This is a genomic window from Natronorubrum marinum, assembly GCF_052040125.1.
Lineage (GTDB): Archaea > Halobacteriota > Halobacteria > Halobacteriales > Natrialbaceae > Natronorubrum.
Map to the genome: position 1 here is coordinate 317720 of NZ_JBPPFV010000001.1, position 16375 is coordinate 334094.

General features: G+C 66.8%; 16 protein-coding genes and 2 pseudogenes. 6 read left to right on the forward strand and 12 right to left on the reverse strand.

The features are described 5' to 3' along the window. Positions 1-126 precede the first annotated feature (126 nt). The 5 genes and pseudogenes from ACSFC5_RS01645 to ACSFC5_RS01665 all read right to left on the reverse strand — a co-directional run bounded on the left by ACSFC5_RS01645 (position 127) and on the right by ACSFC5_RS01665 (position 3308). Positions 127-606 carry a pyruvoyl-dependent arginine decarboxylase gene (locus ACSFC5_RS01645; protein ID WP_440763531.1) on the reverse strand — a complete coding sequence of 160 codons (480 nt, stop codon included), beginning with the start codon at positions 604-606 and terminating at the stop codon, positions 127-129. Positions 607-699: 93 nt separating this feature from the next. After that, positions 700-924, reverse strand: a complete 225-nt coding sequence (locus ACSFC5_RS01650; RefSeq protein WP_440763532.1) for a hypothetical protein — start codon at positions 922-924, stop codon at positions 700-702. 70 nt (positions 925-994) lie between these two features. Then, positions 995-2227: a proteasome-activating nucleotidase Pan2 gene (pan2, locus tag ACSFC5_RS01655; protein ID WP_440763533.1), complete on the reverse strand. Its 1233-nt coding sequence runs from the start codon at positions 2225-2227 to the stop codon at positions 995-997. A gap of 70 nt (positions 2228-2297) precedes the next feature. After that, positions 2298-2489 (reverse strand): annotated as a pseudogene (locus ACSFC5_RS01660) (Brp/Blh family beta-carotene 15,15'-dioxygenase); the annotation flags it as partial. 75 nt (positions 2490-2564) lie between these two features. Next, entirely contained in the window at positions 2565-3308 is a 744-nt protein-coding gene (locus ACSFC5_RS01665; protein WP_440763534.1) for a bacteriorhodopsin, read from the reverse strand. Positions 3309-3513: 205 nt separating this feature from the next. Here ACSFC5_RS01665 and ACSFC5_RS01670 point away from each other — a divergent pair, with 205 nt between their 5' ends. Beyond that, positions 3514-4122 carry a hypothetical protein gene (locus tag ACSFC5_RS01670; protein ID WP_440763535.1) on the forward strand — a complete coding sequence of 203 codons (609 nt, stop codon included), beginning with the start codon at positions 3514-3516 and terminating at the stop codon, positions 4120-4122. Between the two features lie 173 nt (positions 4123-4295). Here the strand turns inward: ACSFC5_RS01670 and pepF are convergent, their stop codons facing one another. Beyond that, positions 4296-6107, reverse strand: coding sequence for an oligoendopeptidase F (gene pepF, locus ACSFC5_RS01675; RefSeq protein WP_440763536.1), 1812 nt, complete (start codon positions 6105-6107; stop codon positions 4296-4298). Between the two features lie 197 nt (positions 6108-6304). Here pepF and ACSFC5_RS01680 point away from each other — a divergent pair, with 197 nt between their 5' ends. Continuing rightward, positions 6305-7735 (forward strand): M28 family peptidase, encoded by a 1431-nt coding sequence (locus ACSFC5_RS01680; RefSeq protein WP_440763537.1) that lies wholly within the window; start codon positions 6305-6307, stop codon positions 7733-7735. Positions 7736-7755: 20 nt separating this feature from the next. Here the strand turns inward: ACSFC5_RS01680 and ACSFC5_RS01685 are convergent, their stop codons facing one another. From ACSFC5_RS01685 to ACSFC5_RS01700, 4 genes are all read right to left on the reverse strand, one after another. Next, positions 7756-8070, reverse strand: coding sequence for a NifU family protein (locus ACSFC5_RS01685; RefSeq protein WP_440763538.1), 315 nt, complete (start codon positions 8068-8070; stop codon positions 7756-7758). Positions 8071-8131: 61 nt separating this feature from the next. Then, positions 8132-8374, reverse strand: coding sequence for a hypothetical protein (locus ACSFC5_RS01690; protein WP_440763539.1), 243 nt, complete (start codon positions 8372-8374; stop codon positions 8132-8134). A gap of 66 nt (positions 8375-8440) precedes the next feature. Next, positions 8441-9289, reverse strand: coding sequence for a tRNA pseudouridine(38-40) synthase TruA (gene truA / locus ACSFC5_RS01695; protein ID WP_440763540.1), 849 nt, complete (start codon positions 9287-9289; stop codon positions 8441-8443). A 75-nt stretch (positions 9290-9364) separates the two neighbouring features. Further along, positions 9365-9547 (reverse strand): hypothetical protein, encoded by a 183-nt coding sequence (locus ACSFC5_RS01700; protein WP_440763541.1) that lies wholly within the window; start codon positions 9545-9547, stop codon positions 9365-9367. A 75-nt stretch (positions 9548-9622) separates the two neighbouring features. Between ACSFC5_RS01700 and ACSFC5_RS01705 the strand changes: the two genes are divergently transcribed. After that, positions 9623-10594, forward strand: coding sequence for a nucleoside hydrolase (locus ACSFC5_RS01705; RefSeq protein ID WP_440763542.1), 972 nt, complete (start codon positions 9623-9625; stop codon positions 10592-10594). A gap of 37 nt (positions 10595-10631) precedes the next feature. Here ACSFC5_RS01705 and ACSFC5_RS01710 read toward each other — a convergent pair whose 3' ends face one another. Both ACSFC5_RS01710 and ACSFC5_RS01715 read right to left on the reverse strand, forming a co-directional pair. Then, positions 10632-11591, reverse strand: coding sequence for a PfkB family carbohydrate kinase (locus tag ACSFC5_RS01710; RefSeq protein WP_440763543.1), 960 nt, complete (start codon positions 11589-11591; stop codon positions 10632-10634). A gap of 147 nt (positions 11592-11738) precedes the next feature. After that, a pseudogene (locus tag ACSFC5_RS01715) lies at positions 11739-12483 on the reverse strand (sulfatase/phosphatase domain-containing protein); the annotation flags it as partial. A 252-nt stretch (positions 12484-12735) separates the two neighbouring features. Between ACSFC5_RS01715 and ACSFC5_RS01720 the strand changes: the two are divergent. The 3 genes from ACSFC5_RS01720 (at position 12736) to ACSFC5_RS01730 (ending at position 16349) form a co-directional block, all read left to right on the forward strand. Beyond that, positions 12736-14247: a sulfatase family protein gene (locus ACSFC5_RS01720; RefSeq protein ID WP_440763544.1), complete on the forward strand. Its 1512-nt coding sequence runs from the start codon at positions 12736-12738 to the stop codon at positions 14245-14247. Positions 14248-14327: 80 nt separating this feature from the next. Continuing rightward, the gene (locus ACSFC5_RS01725; RefSeq protein ID WP_440763545.1) at positions 14328-14621 is read left to right on the forward strand and encodes an Hsp20/alpha crystallin family protein; all 294 of its coding nucleotides are present in this window, start codon (positions 14328-14330) and stop codon (positions 14619-14621) included. Positions 14622-14753: 132 nt separating this feature from the next. After that, positions 14754-16349 (forward strand): hypothetical protein, encoded by a 1596-nt coding sequence (locus ACSFC5_RS01730; protein ID WP_440763546.1) that lies wholly within the window; start codon positions 14754-14756, stop codon positions 16347-16349. Positions 16350-16375 lie beyond the last annotated feature (26 nt).

The window sequence follows — 16375 nt, forward strand, 5'->3', positions numbered from 1 at the left end:
CTGCCGGGTCAAAAGGATTCGCCTTCGGACAATCCCGACAGGTTACTCACACGCTGACGGAAGGTCATTCACAGTGATCGATTCCCTTCTCAATCTCGTTCGGCGGCGCTGATCGGTCCTCCGCGATCAGCAGATCGGCTCGCTCTCGCCGTAGACGGCGAGGACGAGCGCTGTCGTGTGCGCGCCCGACTCGGCCCGTGTGCTCTCGACGGCGACGCGCGGTTCGGTGAACTCCCAGTCTCGAAGCTCCTGACCCGCGTCCAGCCCTTCGCGAACGCGTCGTTCGACGTCCTCGCGGTCCGTCTCGCCCGATGTCTCGTAGAACAACCCCGGTCCGTCGTCGACCGACTGGGACCACGCGAGCGCCGCACTGGCTTGGCCGGGACCCGCGACGGTGGCTCGAGCCTCGACGACGGTCAGCCGTTCGCCGGCGGGACCGAGATCGGGCGCGGTGCCGACGGCTTCGACGTGAGTCTCGGCCGGGATCACCGACGACACCGAGACGAGGTTGTAGTTCTCGACGCCGGCGTCCGCGAGCGCAGCGTCGTAGGAGGACATCGCCGTGGGGCCGGATGCGGTCCCCCAGACGACTCGAATCGTGCTCATACTCGCGTTCGGGGAGCGAGGGCGTAAGGCGTTGCGGTTCCGAGGCCGAACCCGCCGAGCAGCGCGTCGACTCGCGACTCTCCTCGCTAAAATCTACCGGCGAACGAGTTCGGCGCTACCCGCGACGACGAACGCGGTTATTCCGGCGGCGAGCCCGTACCGAGCCGCTTCCGGGGGCGACTGACCGGCGATCAGGATCGAGCTGACGGCCCAACTCGAGCCGATGGAACCTGCGAGAACGAGAGCGTGAACGAACGGGTGGGCCTCGAACCACTGTCCGACCTGTCGGTACCGACGAAACGCGGATTCGAGGCTCATACGTAGCTGTACGTGCCGATAGTATCACTCGGCAAATAAGTCGATCGAAGTGAACCGAGGGAGAAAACCCCTACTGGAAGATGTAGCCCGCCGAGGAGATGACCTCGCTCGAGTCGTCCTTCTCGATCTTCTCGAGCGCCTCGACGAAGTCCTGATGGTGGACCTGCTCGCGGTCGTTGCGGATCGCGAACATGCCGGCCTCGGTGGTGAGACTCTCGATCTCGGCACCGGAGTAGCCGTCGGTGTCGTCGGCTAACTCGCCGAAGTCGACCCCGTCCGCGACGTTCATATTCCGGGTGTGGATCTCGAGGATCTGCTCGCGGCCGTCGCGGTCGGCCTCGGGCACCTCGATGAGGCGGTCGAACCGGCCGGGGCGGAGGATGGCGCGGTCGAGCATGTCGAAGCGGTTCGTCGCGGCGATGATGCGGATCTCGCCGCGGGCCTCGAAGCCGTCCATCTCGGAGAGCAACTGCATCATCGTTCGCTGGACCTCGGCGTCGCCGGAGGTCTTCGACTCCGTACGAGTCGTCGCGATGGCGTCGATCTCGTCGATGAAGATAATTGCCGGCTCGCGCTCGCGGGCCATCTCGAAGAGGTCTCGGACGAGTCGGGAGCCCTCGCCGATGAACTTGCGGACGAGTTCCGAGCCGGCCATCTTGATGAAGGTGGCGTCGGTCTCGTTGGCGACGGCTTTGGCGAGCATCGTCTTGCCCGTGCCTGGCGGCCCGTAGAGCAGGACGCCGCTCGGCGGCTCGATGCCGACCTCGTGGAACAGTTCGGGTTCGGCCAGCGGCTGTTCGACGGCTTCGCGAACCTCGCGAACCTGCTCGTCGATCCCGCCGATGTCGGCGTAAGTGACTTCGGGCTTCTCCGTGATCTCCATCGACTGGGCGCGCGCGTCGGTCTCGGCGTTAAGCACCGTCTGGATCGCAAAGGAGTCGTTGACCGCGACGCGGTCGCCGGGCTCGACCTCCTCGACGATGCGCGGGGAGACGTCCGTGAGCACCTCTTGGTTGTTGCCGTGCTGTTTGACGATCACCTCGTCGTTCTCGAGGACGTCCTCGACGGTGGCGATGTACAGCGAGGAGCTCTTGAGCGTCTCGTTTTCGCGCTCGACGCGCTCGACGCGGTCGCGCAGGTCCTGGCGACGCTGTTCGGCCTCCTCTAGCTGCTCGGTGAGCTGTTCGTTTACCTCCGCGAGATCCGCAAAGTGCCCGCGGAGCGCCTCGAGCCGCTCATCGTCGGGGAGATCGGGATCGATATCGCGGTGAGGTCGGTCTGGGATAGACGGGCTTCGAGACATCCTGACGTACGCTGGTAAGTCCCCGATGATAAATGTGCCTTTGGGTCGCGGTGTGATTTCGCGGCGTCGATCACGGCGACCCGATCCGCTGTTCGCGGTCGAGCAGCGTCACGATTACGACGTGCAGGAGGGTCAAGACGGCGATGGCGACGAAGTGGAGTCCCAGCATCTCGGGAACGGTTCCGAGCGTCCGCGGGGCAACAGCGCCGACAGCGACGACCACGAGTAGGCCGCCAGCGGTAAGCGGCGCCGCGTCCGGGCGAACCGCCGGGCGCCTCGTCGCGCTTTTCGAGTTAGCTGTGAGTGAACCGGGAAACGGGCCTCGAGCGACTCGATCTCAAGCCGGGGACGCTGTCTCCTCCGACGTCGGCGTCGGCGTGACGGCGCGCTCGAGCACCGCGTGGCTGCGCAGCAGGAGCAGCCCGAAGCCGACCTTCGCGGTCAGGTCGAGGGCCATGAACGCCGCGGTCTCCCAGTACAGCGGGAGGATGCCGAGGGTACCCTCGGTCCCGAGGATCCAGACCACGGGGTACAGCAGCCACAGTACGATGAGCAGGTTACGGAGCCTGCCGAATAGCGATCGCACCTCCGGGGACTGAGCCTGCGCCCGCTCCGAGAGGGTCCCGACGAGAACGTACAGCAACACGAGCAGGAAGCCGGTGCTGATTCCCCACCACGCGATGCGGCTGCCGGTGGTCGCTGCAAACGCTCCGATGGTTCCGGTCCCGATCATGAGCACGTCGAGACCGATTAGGGTCGCGATCGTGTTGCGGTCGGCCCCCGCCAACAGCGCGAGGTCGAGCAGCAACAGCGGCGTGGTGAAGATCCAGTCGGCGTAGCGCGCCCAGTAAATCGTGAGCGCATCGCCGCCGACGGTAACCTCGGTGACGCCGAATCCCGTCGCCATCGCGTAGTACATCACCGCCGCGATAGTGGTGATGAAGATCGTGATGATGTAGAACTGTTGCATCTTCGGGTCACGGACGCTGCGTCCGCGGCCGACGAAGTACAGCGTACCGAGGGTCATCCCGATCGTACCGATCCACAGCCAGAGTGACTCTGGTCCTACTAGTTCGGACATAGATGGAGAGAGGTTTTACATAATATATTGCCAGACACCCTAACGGAATAATCTAGCCACTCGTGTATCTCAGCCTTTCTGACAACGAGTTGAAAATCGTAGCGTATATCTGGATGGTCTGTGTCCGGAAACCTGAACTGACGGCCGGCAGCGCCGACTCAACAGACCACGTTGCGCCCGGCTGCCCTCTCGTACCACTTCGACTATGTCCCCGACTAACCCGGACGATTCGATCGCGGACGCCCTGCTCGGCGACTCGACCTACGAACGACTCCGCGTACAGCGCTACGCGCTAATCAACCGGCGGATTCCCGAAAAGCTACGCTGGCAGAGCGGTCTGCTGTTGGCGCTCGCACTCGTCGTCCCGATCACGGCTACCTACCCGGCGTCGGTGCAGGCGGCCTTCCCCGGTGGCGATCCGCTGTGGTCGTCCCCGCTCGTGCTCTGGCTCGGCGTGTACGCCGGCGTGATCCAACTCGCGACCGCGACGACTCTCGCGGCGGTCGCGGTCGTCCGCCGTCGTGGCGAACCCACGTTTACAGAGTCGCAAGTCCGGACGCTCCTGAACGTCGAGGACGTCGCCTCCATGTTCGGGCTCGTGACCGGCGGCTTCGCCGTCGTTCTGACGGTCGCCTTCTTCCTGTTCGGTCACATGGGAAGTGAATCCGTGGCGGGATTCGTCGCCGCTGCGCCGCAAAACCCGTATGAACAAACTGCCGTTTCCGTCCCCGTGATCGCCGTCGGCACCGCGGCCGCGATCGGCGCCGGGCTGGTCTACCTGACCGGTCGAGCGCTCGCCGTCGAGTCGCTCTGACTGATTGCTGGCGTTTGTTCTCAAGTGGAGTCGCGCACCACCGCTCGAACGCGAGCGCGCGCTCGCGCTGGCCGGTTCCGAGGTACTCGTGTTGGTGCCCCCAATGAGCAGCCGAATCTTCGCTCGCGGAAAACGGGTGGCGAGATCGATCGCTCGAGCCCTCGACCTGACCGTCAGTCTAAAAGCGCGTCCATCTCCTCGAGTCGCTGACCGTAGCTCTCGAGCGCCCGATCGATGGGCTCGGACGTGCTCATGTCGACGCCGGCGATCCGCAGCAGTTCGAGGGGGTACTCGCGAGAGCCCCGCCGGAGGAACTCGAGGTAGTTCTCGGCCGCGTCGCGGTTCGGTTCGCCGCCGGCTCCGTTCGGAAGGACGTCGTCGACGATGGCCAGCGCGGCGGAGATTCCGGTCGCGTACTGGTAGACGTAGAAGGCCCGGTAGAAGTGGGGGATGCGCATCCACTCGCGGGCGATGCGGTCGTCGACGACGGCGGGCTCGTAGTACTCCGATTTGAGTCCGCGGTAGAGGTCGTCCAGTCGGTCCGCCGTCAGCGGTTCGCCCTCCTCCTCTAAGCGGTGGGCCTCGTGTTCGAACTCCGCGAACAGCGTCTGCCGGTAGAGCGTCGAGCGCACGCGTTCGAGGAATTCGTTTAAGACGTGCTTGCGGAACTCGGGGTCGTCGACGGTCTCGAGCAAGTGGTTCGTCAGCAGGGCCTCGTTGACCGTACTCGCGACCTCGGCCACGAAGATTTCGTAGTTCGAGTAGACGAAGGGCTGCTCGTCTTTCGTCAGTTCGGAGTGCATCGAGTGGCCGAGTTCGTGGGCCAGCGTGTACATCGAGGAGATGTCGTCCTGGTAGTTCATCAGGATGAACGGCTGGGTGTCGTAGGTGCCGCCCGAGTAGGCCCCGGACTGCTTGCCCTCGTTCTCGTAGACGTCGACCCAGCGTGAGTCGAGACCCTCGGCGACGCGGGACTGGTACTCCTCACCCAGCGGTGCGAGGGAGTCGACGACCCACTCCGCAGCTTGATCGTACTCGACGTCGGGCCCCTCGTCGCCGGTCAGGGGCATGTAGACGTCCCACATCTGGAGCTCCTCGACCTCGAGGGCCTGTCGCTTGAGTTCGGCGTGGTGGTGGAGCTTGTCGATGTTCTCGTGGACGCTGTCGACGAGCGTGTCGTAGACGTCGACGGGGACGTTGGGACCGTCGAGGGCGGCCTCGCGAGCCGTCTCGTAGTTGCGCGCCCGGGCCGTCTTGACGTCGGCCTTGACGCTGTTCTTGTAGGCAGAGGCGACCGTGTTTCGGAGCGACTCCCACTCGTCGTAGTACTCCTCGTGGACCGTTTGCCGGAAGTCACGATTTGGGCGTTTGAGCAGGTTGACGAAGTTACTCTGGGTGATCTCGACGGCTTCGCCGTCGGGGTCCTCCACGGTAGGGAACGCCATATCGGCGTTCGCGAGCATATTGTACACCTCGCCTGTCGCCCCCGTGACCTCGCCCAGTTCGGCGAGCAACTCCTCGACTTCGGCCGAGCGCGTGTGCGGTTTCATCCGCAGGACGTCGTCGACGTAGTGGTCGTACGTCTCGAGGGCCGGTTCCGCGTCGACCATCTCCTCGAACGCCTCGCGCGTCAGCTCCTGCAGCTCGGGGTCGATAAACGAGGCCGCGGAGTGGGCGTCGGAGGCGAGCGACTGCGCTCGCGCCGTCAGGGCCTGATACTGCTGATTCGTCGTGTCCTCGTCGCGACGCATTCGAGCGTAGGAGGCGACCATCGACACCTCGCGCATGATCTCGTCGCGCAACTCGAGCGTCTCGAGGAGCGTGTCGGCGTCGTCGGTAACCTGTCCTTCGTACGCGGCGAGTTCGTCGACGCGCTCGGCGACCGCTTCGTAGGCGCTCTCCCAGTCGTCGTCGGACGCGTAGATGCTCTCGAGATCCCAGGTATAGTCCTCGTCGACCTCGGAGCGTTCGGGAACGGAACTCATAGCACGCGTTTCGGAACGTAGGTGGTAAAGGGTATCGAAGGGGGATCGGTCACACCGCACACGACAGAACCGTCGGGACATCGCCGAGCGGTCGGGGTTGGTCGCCGAGACGGTAGTCGAAAGGTCTCTGCCTCGTGCGACCAACCCCGGCCGAATCCGACCGGCAAAATATGCCGCTCGAGCGCGAATAGCCGGCTATGGACGACGAGGCTATCATCGACGAGCGACTCGAGCGCCCGATCGGTCGTGCCTGGAGCGACGATCGCGGCTGGGAACTGCTGACGCGACTGACCGAACTCCCCCACCGGATGGGGGGTTCGCCGGGCGAACGCCGCGCCGCAGAGATCGTTCGCGAGGAGTTGACCGACGCCGGTCTCGAGGATATCGAGTTCCAGGAGTTTTCGATGCAGTACTGGGAGCGAGGCTCCACGGAGTTCGCCGTACTGGGAAGCGAGACAACGACCGGCGGGAGCGGGGGTTCGGGAACCGATTCGGATCCGCAGCGTGACAGCCCTGAGTCGGGATCGACTGGCGTCGACCGCTCGTTCGAGGCGATCGCACTCCCGTACGCCCCGGCGGGCGACGTCGAGGGACCGCTGGTCGACGTCGGCTACGGGACGCCGACGGAACTCGAGGACGTCGATCTGCAGGGGGCGATCGCCGTCGCGAGCACGACGACGCCGTCGGGCCAGCGGTTCGTCCATCGAATGGAGAAGTTCGGCCACGCGGTCGCCGCGGGCGCGAAGGCGTTCGTCTTTGCCAACCACGTTCCCGGTCAACTGCCGCCGACGGGGGCGTTGAAGTTCGACGCCGAGGCCGCCGTGCCGGGTGTCGGCGTCAGCGCCGAAACTCACGACTGGCTCACGGAGTACGCCGAGCGCGGGGCTCGAGGGCGGCTTCGCGTCGATGCCTCGACGCAGGACGGCTCGAGTCAGAACGTCCACGGGACAGTTGGCCCCGACACGGGCGAGGAGGTGCTCGTCGTCGCCCACTACGACGCCCACGACATCACCGAGGGCGCGCTGGACAACGGCTGCGGTATCTCGACCGTCGCCGCCGCGACGTCGATCCTATCGGCGATCGAGGATGACCTCGACTGCCGGGTTCGAATCGCCGGCGTCGGCTGCGAGGAGATCGGATTGCTGGGTGCCGAGGCGATGGCCGACGAACTCGATCTCGAGTCGGTCCGCGCAGTGGTCAACGTCGACGGCGCGGGCCGGTTTCGGAACCTGAAGGCGTACTCCCACGGCTCCGAGCCGATCGCTGAACTGGCCGAGGCGGTGACGGACGCCGCGGGCCAGCCGGTCGTCAACGAGTCGGATCCGCACCCGTTCAGCGACCACTGGCCGTTCCTGCGGGCGGGAGTGCCCGCACTCCAACTGCACAGCGAGCCGCCGGAGGGCTCCGAACGGGGGCGCGGCTGGGGGCACACGACTGCGGACACGCGGGACAAGGTCGATCCGCGAAACCTCCGCGAGCACGCCATGCTGACGGCGCTGTTGGTTCGCGAACTGACGCGAACGGACGTGCCGCGAGTCGAGGCCGACGAGTTACGCGAACAGCTGCGAGAACAGGAGTACGAGCCGGGGATGCGGGCCGCGGAGGTCTGGCCGGACGGGTGGGAGTGACCGGACTCCCGCCAAGTAATTCAGAACGGCACGTCGTCCGAAATGTCCCGGGACGTCCCCTCACTCAGCCCGTCGAAACCGGTGGTTACCGAGACGTAGTCGATCGCGTCGATCTCGCTCGGAAGCCGTCGCTGGATCGCCTGCGTCGTCATCGGACTGACGCCGCAGCCGCTGCATGCCCCGCTCAGATTGATCTCGACGTGGCCCTCCTCGAGATCGACCTCGGTGATCGAGGAGTCGCCGCCGTGAGCCTGAATCTGGGGGAAATTTCGCTGGAGGAACAGCGACACCGCTTCTCGAACCTCGTCTTCTGGGGACTGGGCGGACTCGCTCATGCCCGACTCGAGGATCCGGATGGATAAATCTCTGTTCACCGCTCGAGTCGATCGACCCGTCTCATCCCCGCATCTCGGCGTCGACGGCGGTCCGGACGGTACGAGCGACGCCGAGCATCGCGACGAACGCGCCGGCGACGACGAGCGCGACAAACAGGAAGATCCCGATGCCGACCGCCCCGACGTTGGAGTACGCAAGCAGCGGCGAGGCGACCTGATAGCCCAGATAGACGATAATGATACCCGCGGAAACGTGCAGCGACGCCCGCCAGTACGCGCCGTACTCCTCCGGTGAGAGTTCCATGCTCCGAGGTGTCTGTCCCGGCACAAAAAGGCTCGTCAACGCGCCGGAGACCAACGGACTCCCGACTCATCGAACGCTGTCGGCGATCTGCCCCGCCACGCGCGACCCCGTCCGGCGGTCGATCCGTCGCCGCTCGAAGATCGCTCGAGCGCTCGCGGCCGCCTCGTCGTCCACCGCGAACTCGAGGCCGGGATAGTCGACCGCGGCCAACACGAGTGGTTCGGGGGGCGCGGGTGCGATTCCCTCGTGGCCCGGTAGCGGGTCGGAACCGAACGTCCGGTCGATCTTCGCCAGCGGTTCTGCCCCGGTGGCGACGTCGCGGGCCAGCGAGACGAGTCGCCGGACGAGTTCGCGGGCGAAGCCGCTCGCGGTGACCGTCACGGTGAGATAGTCGCCGTCGCGGGTCGCCTCAAGCGTCGGCGCGCGCTCGGTGTTGCGGTCGTCCGGCGTGAGGTTGTGGAAATCGTGACTGCCCGACAGCGCCTCGCAGGCGGCGCGAAACCGAGCGTCGTCGACGGTGCGTTCGGCCTCGCCCCCGTTCGACTCGCTCGCTGCTGGCGGCGCGTACAGGTGGTACGTGTACGCCCGACTGATCGCGTGGTGGGTCGCGTGAAAATCGTCGGAGGCGGCGGCGGCCGCCCATGCCCGAATATCAGCGGGGAGTTCGGCGTTGAACGCCCGCGGCGTGAGCCACTCCGGTGTCTCGAGCCCCACGGTCTGGGCGAGCGCGGAGACGCCCGCGTCGGTCCGACCCGCCGCGGCGTAGCCGTCGGGTTTGTCGGCGTCGGGGGCGAGGACCTCGAGGCCGCGCAGGGCGTCGAATATCGCGTCCTCGACGGTGGGCACGTCGGGCTGGCGCTGAAAGCCGTAGTAGCCGGTGCCGTCGTAGGCGATTCGGAAGGCGCGCGTCGGCATCGGCTCGACTGACGGACGCCACCGTGTTAGGCGCGTCGAACGGCGCCAGCCCGCCGTCGCACTCGAGACCGAGCGCTAACGGTCGTCGTCCCGGGTAACGTCCGTGATCCAGCTCAGCGCGGCCATCGCCTGCGGAAAGCCGATCGTCGGAATCGCGAGAACGGCGACCTGTTCGAGCGCCTCGGGGTCGTGGCCCTCCTCGAATCCGCGACGGACGCGTGAATGGGCGGCCCTTTCGGACGGAGCGGCGACGGCCACGCCGAATTTGACGAGCCGTTTCCGGTCGGCAGTCTCTCCCGGCGTTTTATGCCCGTCAGGTTCCGAGACTCCCCCATGAGTCGCCCCCTGCTGATCGATACGGACCCCGGCTGCGACGACGCCGTGGCCATTCTGACCGCCCTCGAGCGGTCCGACCTCGAGGTCGTCGGACTGACCACCGTCCACGGCAACGCGCCGGTGTCGGAGACGACCGAGAACGCCCGCTCGATCCTCGAACTCGTCGATCGCACGGACGTGCCCGTCGCGAGAGGGGCGGATCGGCCGCTGACCGTCCCGCTCCGGACGTCCGAGCACATCCACGGCGAGGGCGGCATCCGGGGCGAACTACCGACGCCGACGGCTGCGAGTCGACCCGTCGACGCCCACGCCGCGCAGTTCATCGTCGAGCAGGCTCGAGCCCACGAGGGCGAACTGACGCTCGCGGCGATCGGGCCGCTGACGAACGTGGCCCTCGCGCACGCGATGGAACCCGACTTGCCCGACCTGCTCGACGAACTCGTCGTCATGGGCGGGGCCGCGTTCAGTTCGGGTAACGTCACGCCGCTGGCCGAGGCCAACTTCCACACCGATCCCCACGCGGCCCACCGGGTCGTGCGGGACTGTTCGCCCACGCTCGTCGGCCTCGACGTCACGGCGGACGCCGCGGTTCCGCCCGCGGAAGTCGAGTCGCTCTCACGGGACGATCCGCTGGGACGAGCCGTCCACGAGTGGCTCACCTACTACGACGACGACCAGCTCGAGCAGTACGGAATCGAGTCGGCCGCGATTCACGATGCGCTCGTGATCGCGGCCCTCGTCGACGACGGCGTACTGGAAACCGAGCGCTACCCGATGGAGGTCGGAACGGACGCCGAGATCGCCCGCGGGGCGCTGGTCTGTGATACCAACGGCGTGACGGGCGAGCAGCCAAACGGCTCGGTCGCTCTCGAGGCCGATTACGAGCGGTTTCGGGAGATCGTGAGAGCGTCGCTCGAGCGATCTCTCGACGGACCCGAGGCGAAACCGAGCGAAGACTCCGTCGCGTGAGAGAATGGGGCGCCGTCGGGTACGCCGGTGATGATGATCAACCGTCTCTGGCCCTGTTTTCGAGAACCCGCTCGACCGTCTCGCGGTCTGGAATCGCGTGCTGGACGCCTTCGGTCACCGTCGCCAGCGAGCCAGCGACGGTTGCAGCCTCGAGCGCTCGCTCGAGCCCCTCTCCCTCGCTCATCAGGGCCGCGAGGGTGCCACAGAAGGCGTCACCCGCACCGGTCGTATCGACCGGTTCGACGACGGGCGGTGTGACCTGATAGTCGACGGCGCCGGTCGCGACGACGTCGTCGGCCCCCTGTGTTCGGACGACCGTTCCGTCGAAGTCCGCGAGTTGCTTCTCGAGCGCGGCGTGCTCGGTTTCGTTGACGACGACGATATCGACGGCCGAGCGCGAACAGAGCGGTCCGGCTCCGTCGGCCGGAGCCGGATTGAAGACTACCGTCGGACGGGTGGGCTCGTCCTCGAGGCGCTCGAGCACCCGCTCCATCGCGGCGACGGAAATCTCGTTCTGCAACAGCAGCGCGTCCGCCGTCCGGATCCGGTCGTAGTGGCGGTCGACGTACGCCCCGTCGACCGCGTCGTTCGCCCCGCCGACGATCGCGATCCACGACTCGCCGGCGTCGTCGACGAACACGTACGCTTTGCCCGTCTCGCGATCGGCGACGGCCGCCACGTGGTCGACGGCGACGCCGCGGTCGGCGAGCGTCTCGAGCACGCCGAACTCGGCCTCGTCGGATCCGACGCAGCCGAGGAACGCGGTCTCGGCGCCGGCGCGGGCCGCCGCCACCGCCTGATTCGCGCCCTTGCCGCCGACGACGCTCTCGTCGCGTTCGACCTCGAGGGTCGGGAGTTCGGGACTTCCGTCGATCCGAACGGTCTCGCCGGCCGCCGGAAACCAGTCGTACCGGGTCTCGAGGTCGCGGATTCGGTCGGTCGGCAGATACCGGGTCCGGTCGACGTTGGCGCTGCCCAGACTCACGACGTCGGTCATTCGTGCCGTAGCTTCGATCGCGGGGGTATTAATCCGGTCGTCAGCCGACGCTCGGCTGTCCCGCTTGCCGGCTGGTTTGCGGGTGTCCCGGCCATCGGCCGGCTTTCGGGTGCCTCGAGCGCCGGCCCAGGCCGTGGCCCGTCCGCGTCAGTTCCGCGTCGCCTCCCGGTCGTCTTCGCGTCGCGGATGGACCGTCTCCCAGTCGTTGGGGAGGACCGGTCCCTCGAGCAGTGTATCGTCAGTCTCGGCCATCCAGTCGAGTAACTCGTCGCGAAGCCGGTCGCGAACGGCCTCGACGGCCGGGTCGTCGGGTTCGTCGTCCGCGAGGATCTCTTGTCGAGCGGGTCGGCCTCCAGATCGTACAGTTCTTCGTACGCTCGCTGCTCGCCGTAGTACTCCTCCTGGACCTCTTGTCCGGCGTCGCTGGCGTAGATATCCGTCGTCATGTAGACCGCGGGTAGGTGCCAGAAGTTCCGGCTGTACTTCCAGCGCTCCGTGCGGATCGCCCGGATCGGGTTGTAGCGGTCGTGCCAGGTATCCCGGCGAAGACCCGATCGCGCGACTCGTATGACGATTCGCCGTCGCGCAGAAGCGGCGCCAAACTCCGACCGACGAGCCGGTCCGGGTCGGGCATCGACGCCCCCGCAACCTCGAGCAGCGTCGCGAAGACGTCGACGTTGCTCACGAGGTCGTCGACGGCCCGGCCTGACTCGAGGACACCGGACTGGCGCTGCAGGCGGGCGCCCTCGATGCCGGCGTCGAAGCAGGTCCCTTTCGCCCGCGGCATCGCCAGCCCGTGTTCGGTCGTGAAGACGACGGGGGTGTCCTCGGTGAGCCCCGCCTCGTCGATGCTCTCGCAGATCCGCCCGATGCCGTCGGCGAGGGCGTCGATATTCGGCGTGTCGACGGCCGCACCGTAACAGCTCGCGTACGTCCCCAGATCGTGGCAGTGAATCAGCACGATGTTGGGCGAGACCATGGCCGTCACGTACGGGAACGAACCGAGTAAGCGTTCGGACTGCAACAGCCGCGAGATCGGGTCTCGACGGCGAATATCGAGGGTATGGACACATTCCAATATCGTGAACCACCTGCATACTCCGGGGCGCTGGCCTTCCCTCCGAGGGGCGGAACTGTACCAACCATGGCGGACGCTACTGAATCCGACGCGGCCTCGAGTAACGAGCGTGACTCGGAGTCACATTCCACCGTGCGGAACGTCGTTCTCGTCGTTCTCGACACCGCTCGAGCGAAGAGCAGCGGGCCGGAGACCAGCCCGACGCTGACTCGTCTCGCGAACGAGGGAACGTCCTTTCCCAACGCCTTCGCGACGGCACCGTGGACGCTCCCCTCCCACGCGTCGATGTTCACCGGCACCTACTCCTCCGAGCACGGGACCCACGGCGGCCACACCTACCTCGACGAGGGGTTGCGAACGCTCGCCGAATCGTTCGCCGACTCGGGGTACGAGACCATCGGCGTCTCGAACAACACCTGGATCACCGAGGAGTTCGGCTTCGATCGAGGCTTCGACGAACTCCGAAAGGGCTGGCAGTACATTCAGTCCGACGCGGACATGGGGGCCGTCGTCCGCGGCGAGGACCTCCACGAGAAACTCGATGCGACCCGAAACCGCCTCTTCGACGGGAATCCGGTGGTCAACGCCGCGAACATTCTCTACAGCGAACTGCTCCAGCCGGCCGGCGACGACGGCTCCGACCGGTCGACGACCTGGATCGCGAACTGGCTCGCCGAGCGCGACACCGACGATCCGTTCTTCCTGTTCTGTAACTTCATCGAACCTCACGTCGAGTACGACCCGCCGCGGGAGTACGCCGAGCGGTTCCTGCCCGACGGCGCGAGCTACGAGGAGGCGGCCGCGATCAGACAGGACCCTCGCGCGTTCGACTGCGAGGACTACGAGCTCACCGACCGCGACTTCGCCCTCCTTCGCGGCCTCTACCGGGCCGAACTGGCCTACGTCGACGACCAGCTTGGGCAACTGCGGACCGCACTCGAGAAGAGCGGCGAGTGGGAGGACACCCTCTTCGTCGTCTGTGGCGACCACGGCGAACACATCGGCGAGCACGGCTTCTTCGGCCACCAGTACAACCTCTACGACACCCTGATCAACGTCCCGCTGGTGCTCCACGGCGGCCCCTTCACCGACGGCGGCGAGCGCGACGACCTCGTCCAGTTGCTCGACCTTCCCGCCACGCTGCTCGAGACCGCAGGTATCGACGACCCCGAACTGCTCGAGCAGGGCTCGAGTCGCTCGCTCCACCCCGATTCGACGTCGCCGCCGCGGGACGCCGTCTTCGCCGAGTACGTCGCCCCGCAGCCCTCGATCGAGCGCCTCGAGGCCCGCTTCGGCGACATTCCGGATCGCGTCCGCGAGTACGACCGCCGGCTTCGCGCGGTTCGGACGCGGGAGTACAAGTACGTCCGCGGCGACGACGGCTTCGAGCGCCTCCACGACGTCACGACCGATCCGAACGAACGCGACGATATCGCGGCCGAGGAGCCCGAGCAGGTCCGGACGCTCCAGCGCCGGCTCGAGGAGCAGTTCGAACCGCTCGAGGACGCCGACACGACGGGGGAGGTGGAGATGCGCGAGGGGACCAAAGAGCGGCTGGCGGATCTGGGGTACCTCTGAGCGGCGGTGGAGACGGCCCCCTATCAAACCGATATCTGTACACGCGGATCGACTTCTGCTTGGGTTCGGTACGTGGTCTCATGTCTCCCTCCACGCACACGGCAACGCAGTCGTTTCCGACTCGAGCGGTCCACGACCGATCGGCCGGGCGGCTGACCGTCGTCGTCGACGCCCTCCCCGCCGCCGTCGACGATATCACGGTCACCGCTAGTTCGACGCGCGTCTACCTCCGAATCGAACACGAAGACACCACCTTCGAGCGGGCCGTCTCCCCGCCGGTTCGTCTGGAGGAGTTCACCGACGACCGCGAGGCCGTCTACAACAACGGCGTGCTCACCGTCACCGTCGGGACGGAACGGCAGTACAGGCGCTGAGTCAGCCGCTGCGTTCGGCCGAGTGGGTGTGCCTGCAGTGCGTTTTTGTCCGGGGATCTGATACACTCGAGCCACGAGTTTCGGCTCCCCCTCTCGAGTCCGAACCACTCGAGAGAGCCACAACGCCACCCGATGACCACACACGACGCATCCGCCGACGCGAACGGCTTCGTTCGATTCTTTCGCAATTACACGAAGACCTGGATCCACGCCGTCGCGACGGCCGGGTTGACCGCGTTCGGGACGCTAACCATCGTCCACCGCTGGTTCGCCGCGCTCGCCATCGCGTCGTACCTCGTCCCGCCGATCGTGCTCTATCTCCGCCGCGGACGGGCGCGTCCGAGCGAGGATTCGGCGTCGGTCGCGGACTCGAGCGAGAAACACGGTTCTGCGAGCGGCGTCGAGCGCGAGAACGGGAGCGGCGTCGAGAGCGGACAGTCCGGCGAACCGGAACGCGCCGGCGCTCGAGCAGCGGCGAAAGAATCGGCGACGACGAACGAGTCTACGGCAAACACGCCGGACGCCGCTGCGAACACCTCATCGAGCGAGACGGCCGGAGCGGAATCGAGCGCAGCAGCCAAAGGGCGCTCCACGGCGGGGCCGGATGGTGATGGAGCCGGTGAGGCGGCGCTCGAGCACGCCGATTCCGAAGAGAGTGATCGATCAGACGACGGTCGAGTTGACGACGACCGACCCGACGACACAGTCGACGGGGGGGAGCCGACAAAGACCGACGACACTCGAGACCGGTCGACGACCGACGAGGCGACGAACGAGTCGACGGAGACCCACCTCGAGTGGCGCGCCGTCGACGTTCCCACGGATGCGACGCTGCGGGACGCGACCGTCTCGAGCAGCGGCGGCTACGCGGTTGGCGATGGCGGCACGGTCCTCGCTGATAGCGGGAGCGGCGAAAACGGTGGGGGCGGCGAAAGCGATGATACCAGCGGAAACGAAGAAAACGGCGACGGAAACGGATGGCGCATCCTCCTCGAGGACGGCCCCGCGGCCGGAGACAACGACCTCCGGGGCGTCGACGCGACGACCGACGGCAGCGCGGTCTGGGTCGCGGGCGACAGCGGCTCGCTGGGACGGATCGACGCCGAGACCGGACGTCACGTGGACTACACCGCGCCCGAGGATATCACCGACAACTGGCTCGGCGTCGCCGTCGCCGGCGGGGCGGGTTCAGAGACGGTCCTCCTGATCAACGGCTCCGGGGCCGTCCTCCGGGGGCGGTTTCACGGCGACGCCCTCGAGTGGGCCGGCCTCGAGAAGCCCGGCAGCGGCTCGAGTCTAAGCGGCGTCGCGCTCCTCGCAGACGGCGTCGGCTACTGCTGTGATACCAACGACGGCGTCTACGAGACGACCGATGGCGGCGAGTCGTTCGAACGGGTGGGACTCGAGGGGGCCGACGGAACGCTCACCGACGTCGCGACGACTGGGGCAGGTGAGTGTCTGGTAGCAGCGGACGACGGCGTCGTCCACCGCTACGACGGCCCGACGTGGACGCCCGAGCGCGTCGCCGACCGGGCGCTGTCGGGAATCGCCTCCAGCGGCGACCGCGTCGCGGTCTGTACCGACGACGCAGTGTCCGAACGGACCGAACCGACTGGCGACTGGGAGCGGTTCGCTGTTGACGCGTCCGGACCGCTGCTGGGGGTCGCTACCGACGGCGCTCGAGGGGTCGCGGTTGGCGAGAACGGAACGCTGGTCGAGCGACACTGACGAGCGCCGTGGCCACCGTTATGGTA

Bases quoted from the DNA above. Each gene is read 5' to 3' on its own strand.
- ACSFC5_RS01645 (WP_440763531.1), bottom strand. From the start codon at position 606: ATGAGCACGATTCGAGTCGTCTGGGGGACCGCATCCGGCCCCACGGCG.
- ACSFC5_RS01650 (WP_440763532.1), bottom strand. From the start codon at position 924: ATGAGCCTCGAATCCGCGTTTCGTCGGTACCGACAGGTCGGACAGTGG.
- pan2 (WP_440763533.1), bottom strand. From the start codon at position 2,227: ATGTCTCGAAGCCCGTCTATCCCAGACCGACCTCACCGCGATATCGAT.
- ACSFC5_RS01665 (WP_440763534.1), bottom strand. From the start codon at position 3,308: ATGTCCGAACTAGTAGGACCAGAGTCACTCTGGCTGTGGATCGGTACG.
- ACSFC5_RS01670 (WP_440763535.1), top strand. From the start codon at position 3,514: ATGTCCCCGACTAACCCGGACGATTCGATCGCGGACGCCCTGCTCGGC.
- pepF (WP_440763536.1), bottom strand. From the start codon at position 6,107: ATGAGTTCCGTTCCCGAACGCTCCGAGGTCGACGAGGACTATACCTGG.
- ACSFC5_RS01680 (WP_440763537.1), top strand. From the start codon at position 6,305: ATGGACGACGAGGCTATCATCGACGAGCGACTCGAGCGCCCGATCGGT.
- ACSFC5_RS01685 (WP_440763538.1), bottom strand. From the start codon at position 8,070: ATGAGCGAGTCCGCCCAGTCCCCAGAAGACGAGGTTCGAGAAGCGGTG.
- ACSFC5_RS01690 (WP_440763539.1), bottom strand. From the start codon at position 8,374: ATGGAACTCTCACCGGAGGAGTACGGCGCGTACTGGCGGGCGTCGCTG.
- truA (WP_440763540.1), bottom strand. From the start codon at position 9,289: ATGCCGACGCGCGCCTTCCGAATCGCCTACGACGGCACCGGCTACTAC.
- ACSFC5_RS01705 (WP_440763542.1), top strand. From the start codon at position 9,623: ATGAGTCGCCCCCTGCTGATCGATACGGACCCCGGCTGCGACGACGCC.
- ACSFC5_RS01710 (WP_440763543.1), bottom strand. From the start codon at position 11,591: ATGACCGACGTCGTGAGTCTGGGCAGCGCCAACGTCGACCGGACCCGG.
- ACSFC5_RS01720 (WP_440763544.1), top strand. From the start codon at position 12,736: ATGGCGGACGCTACTGAATCCGACGCGGCCTCGAGTAACGAGCGTGAC.
- ACSFC5_RS01725 (WP_440763545.1), top strand. From the start codon at position 14,328: ATGTCTCCCTCCACGCACACGGCAACGCAGTCGTTTCCGACTCGAGCG.
- ACSFC5_RS01730 (WP_440763546.1), top strand. From the start codon at position 14,754: ATGACCACACACGACGCATCCGCCGACGCGAACGGCTTCGTTCGATTC.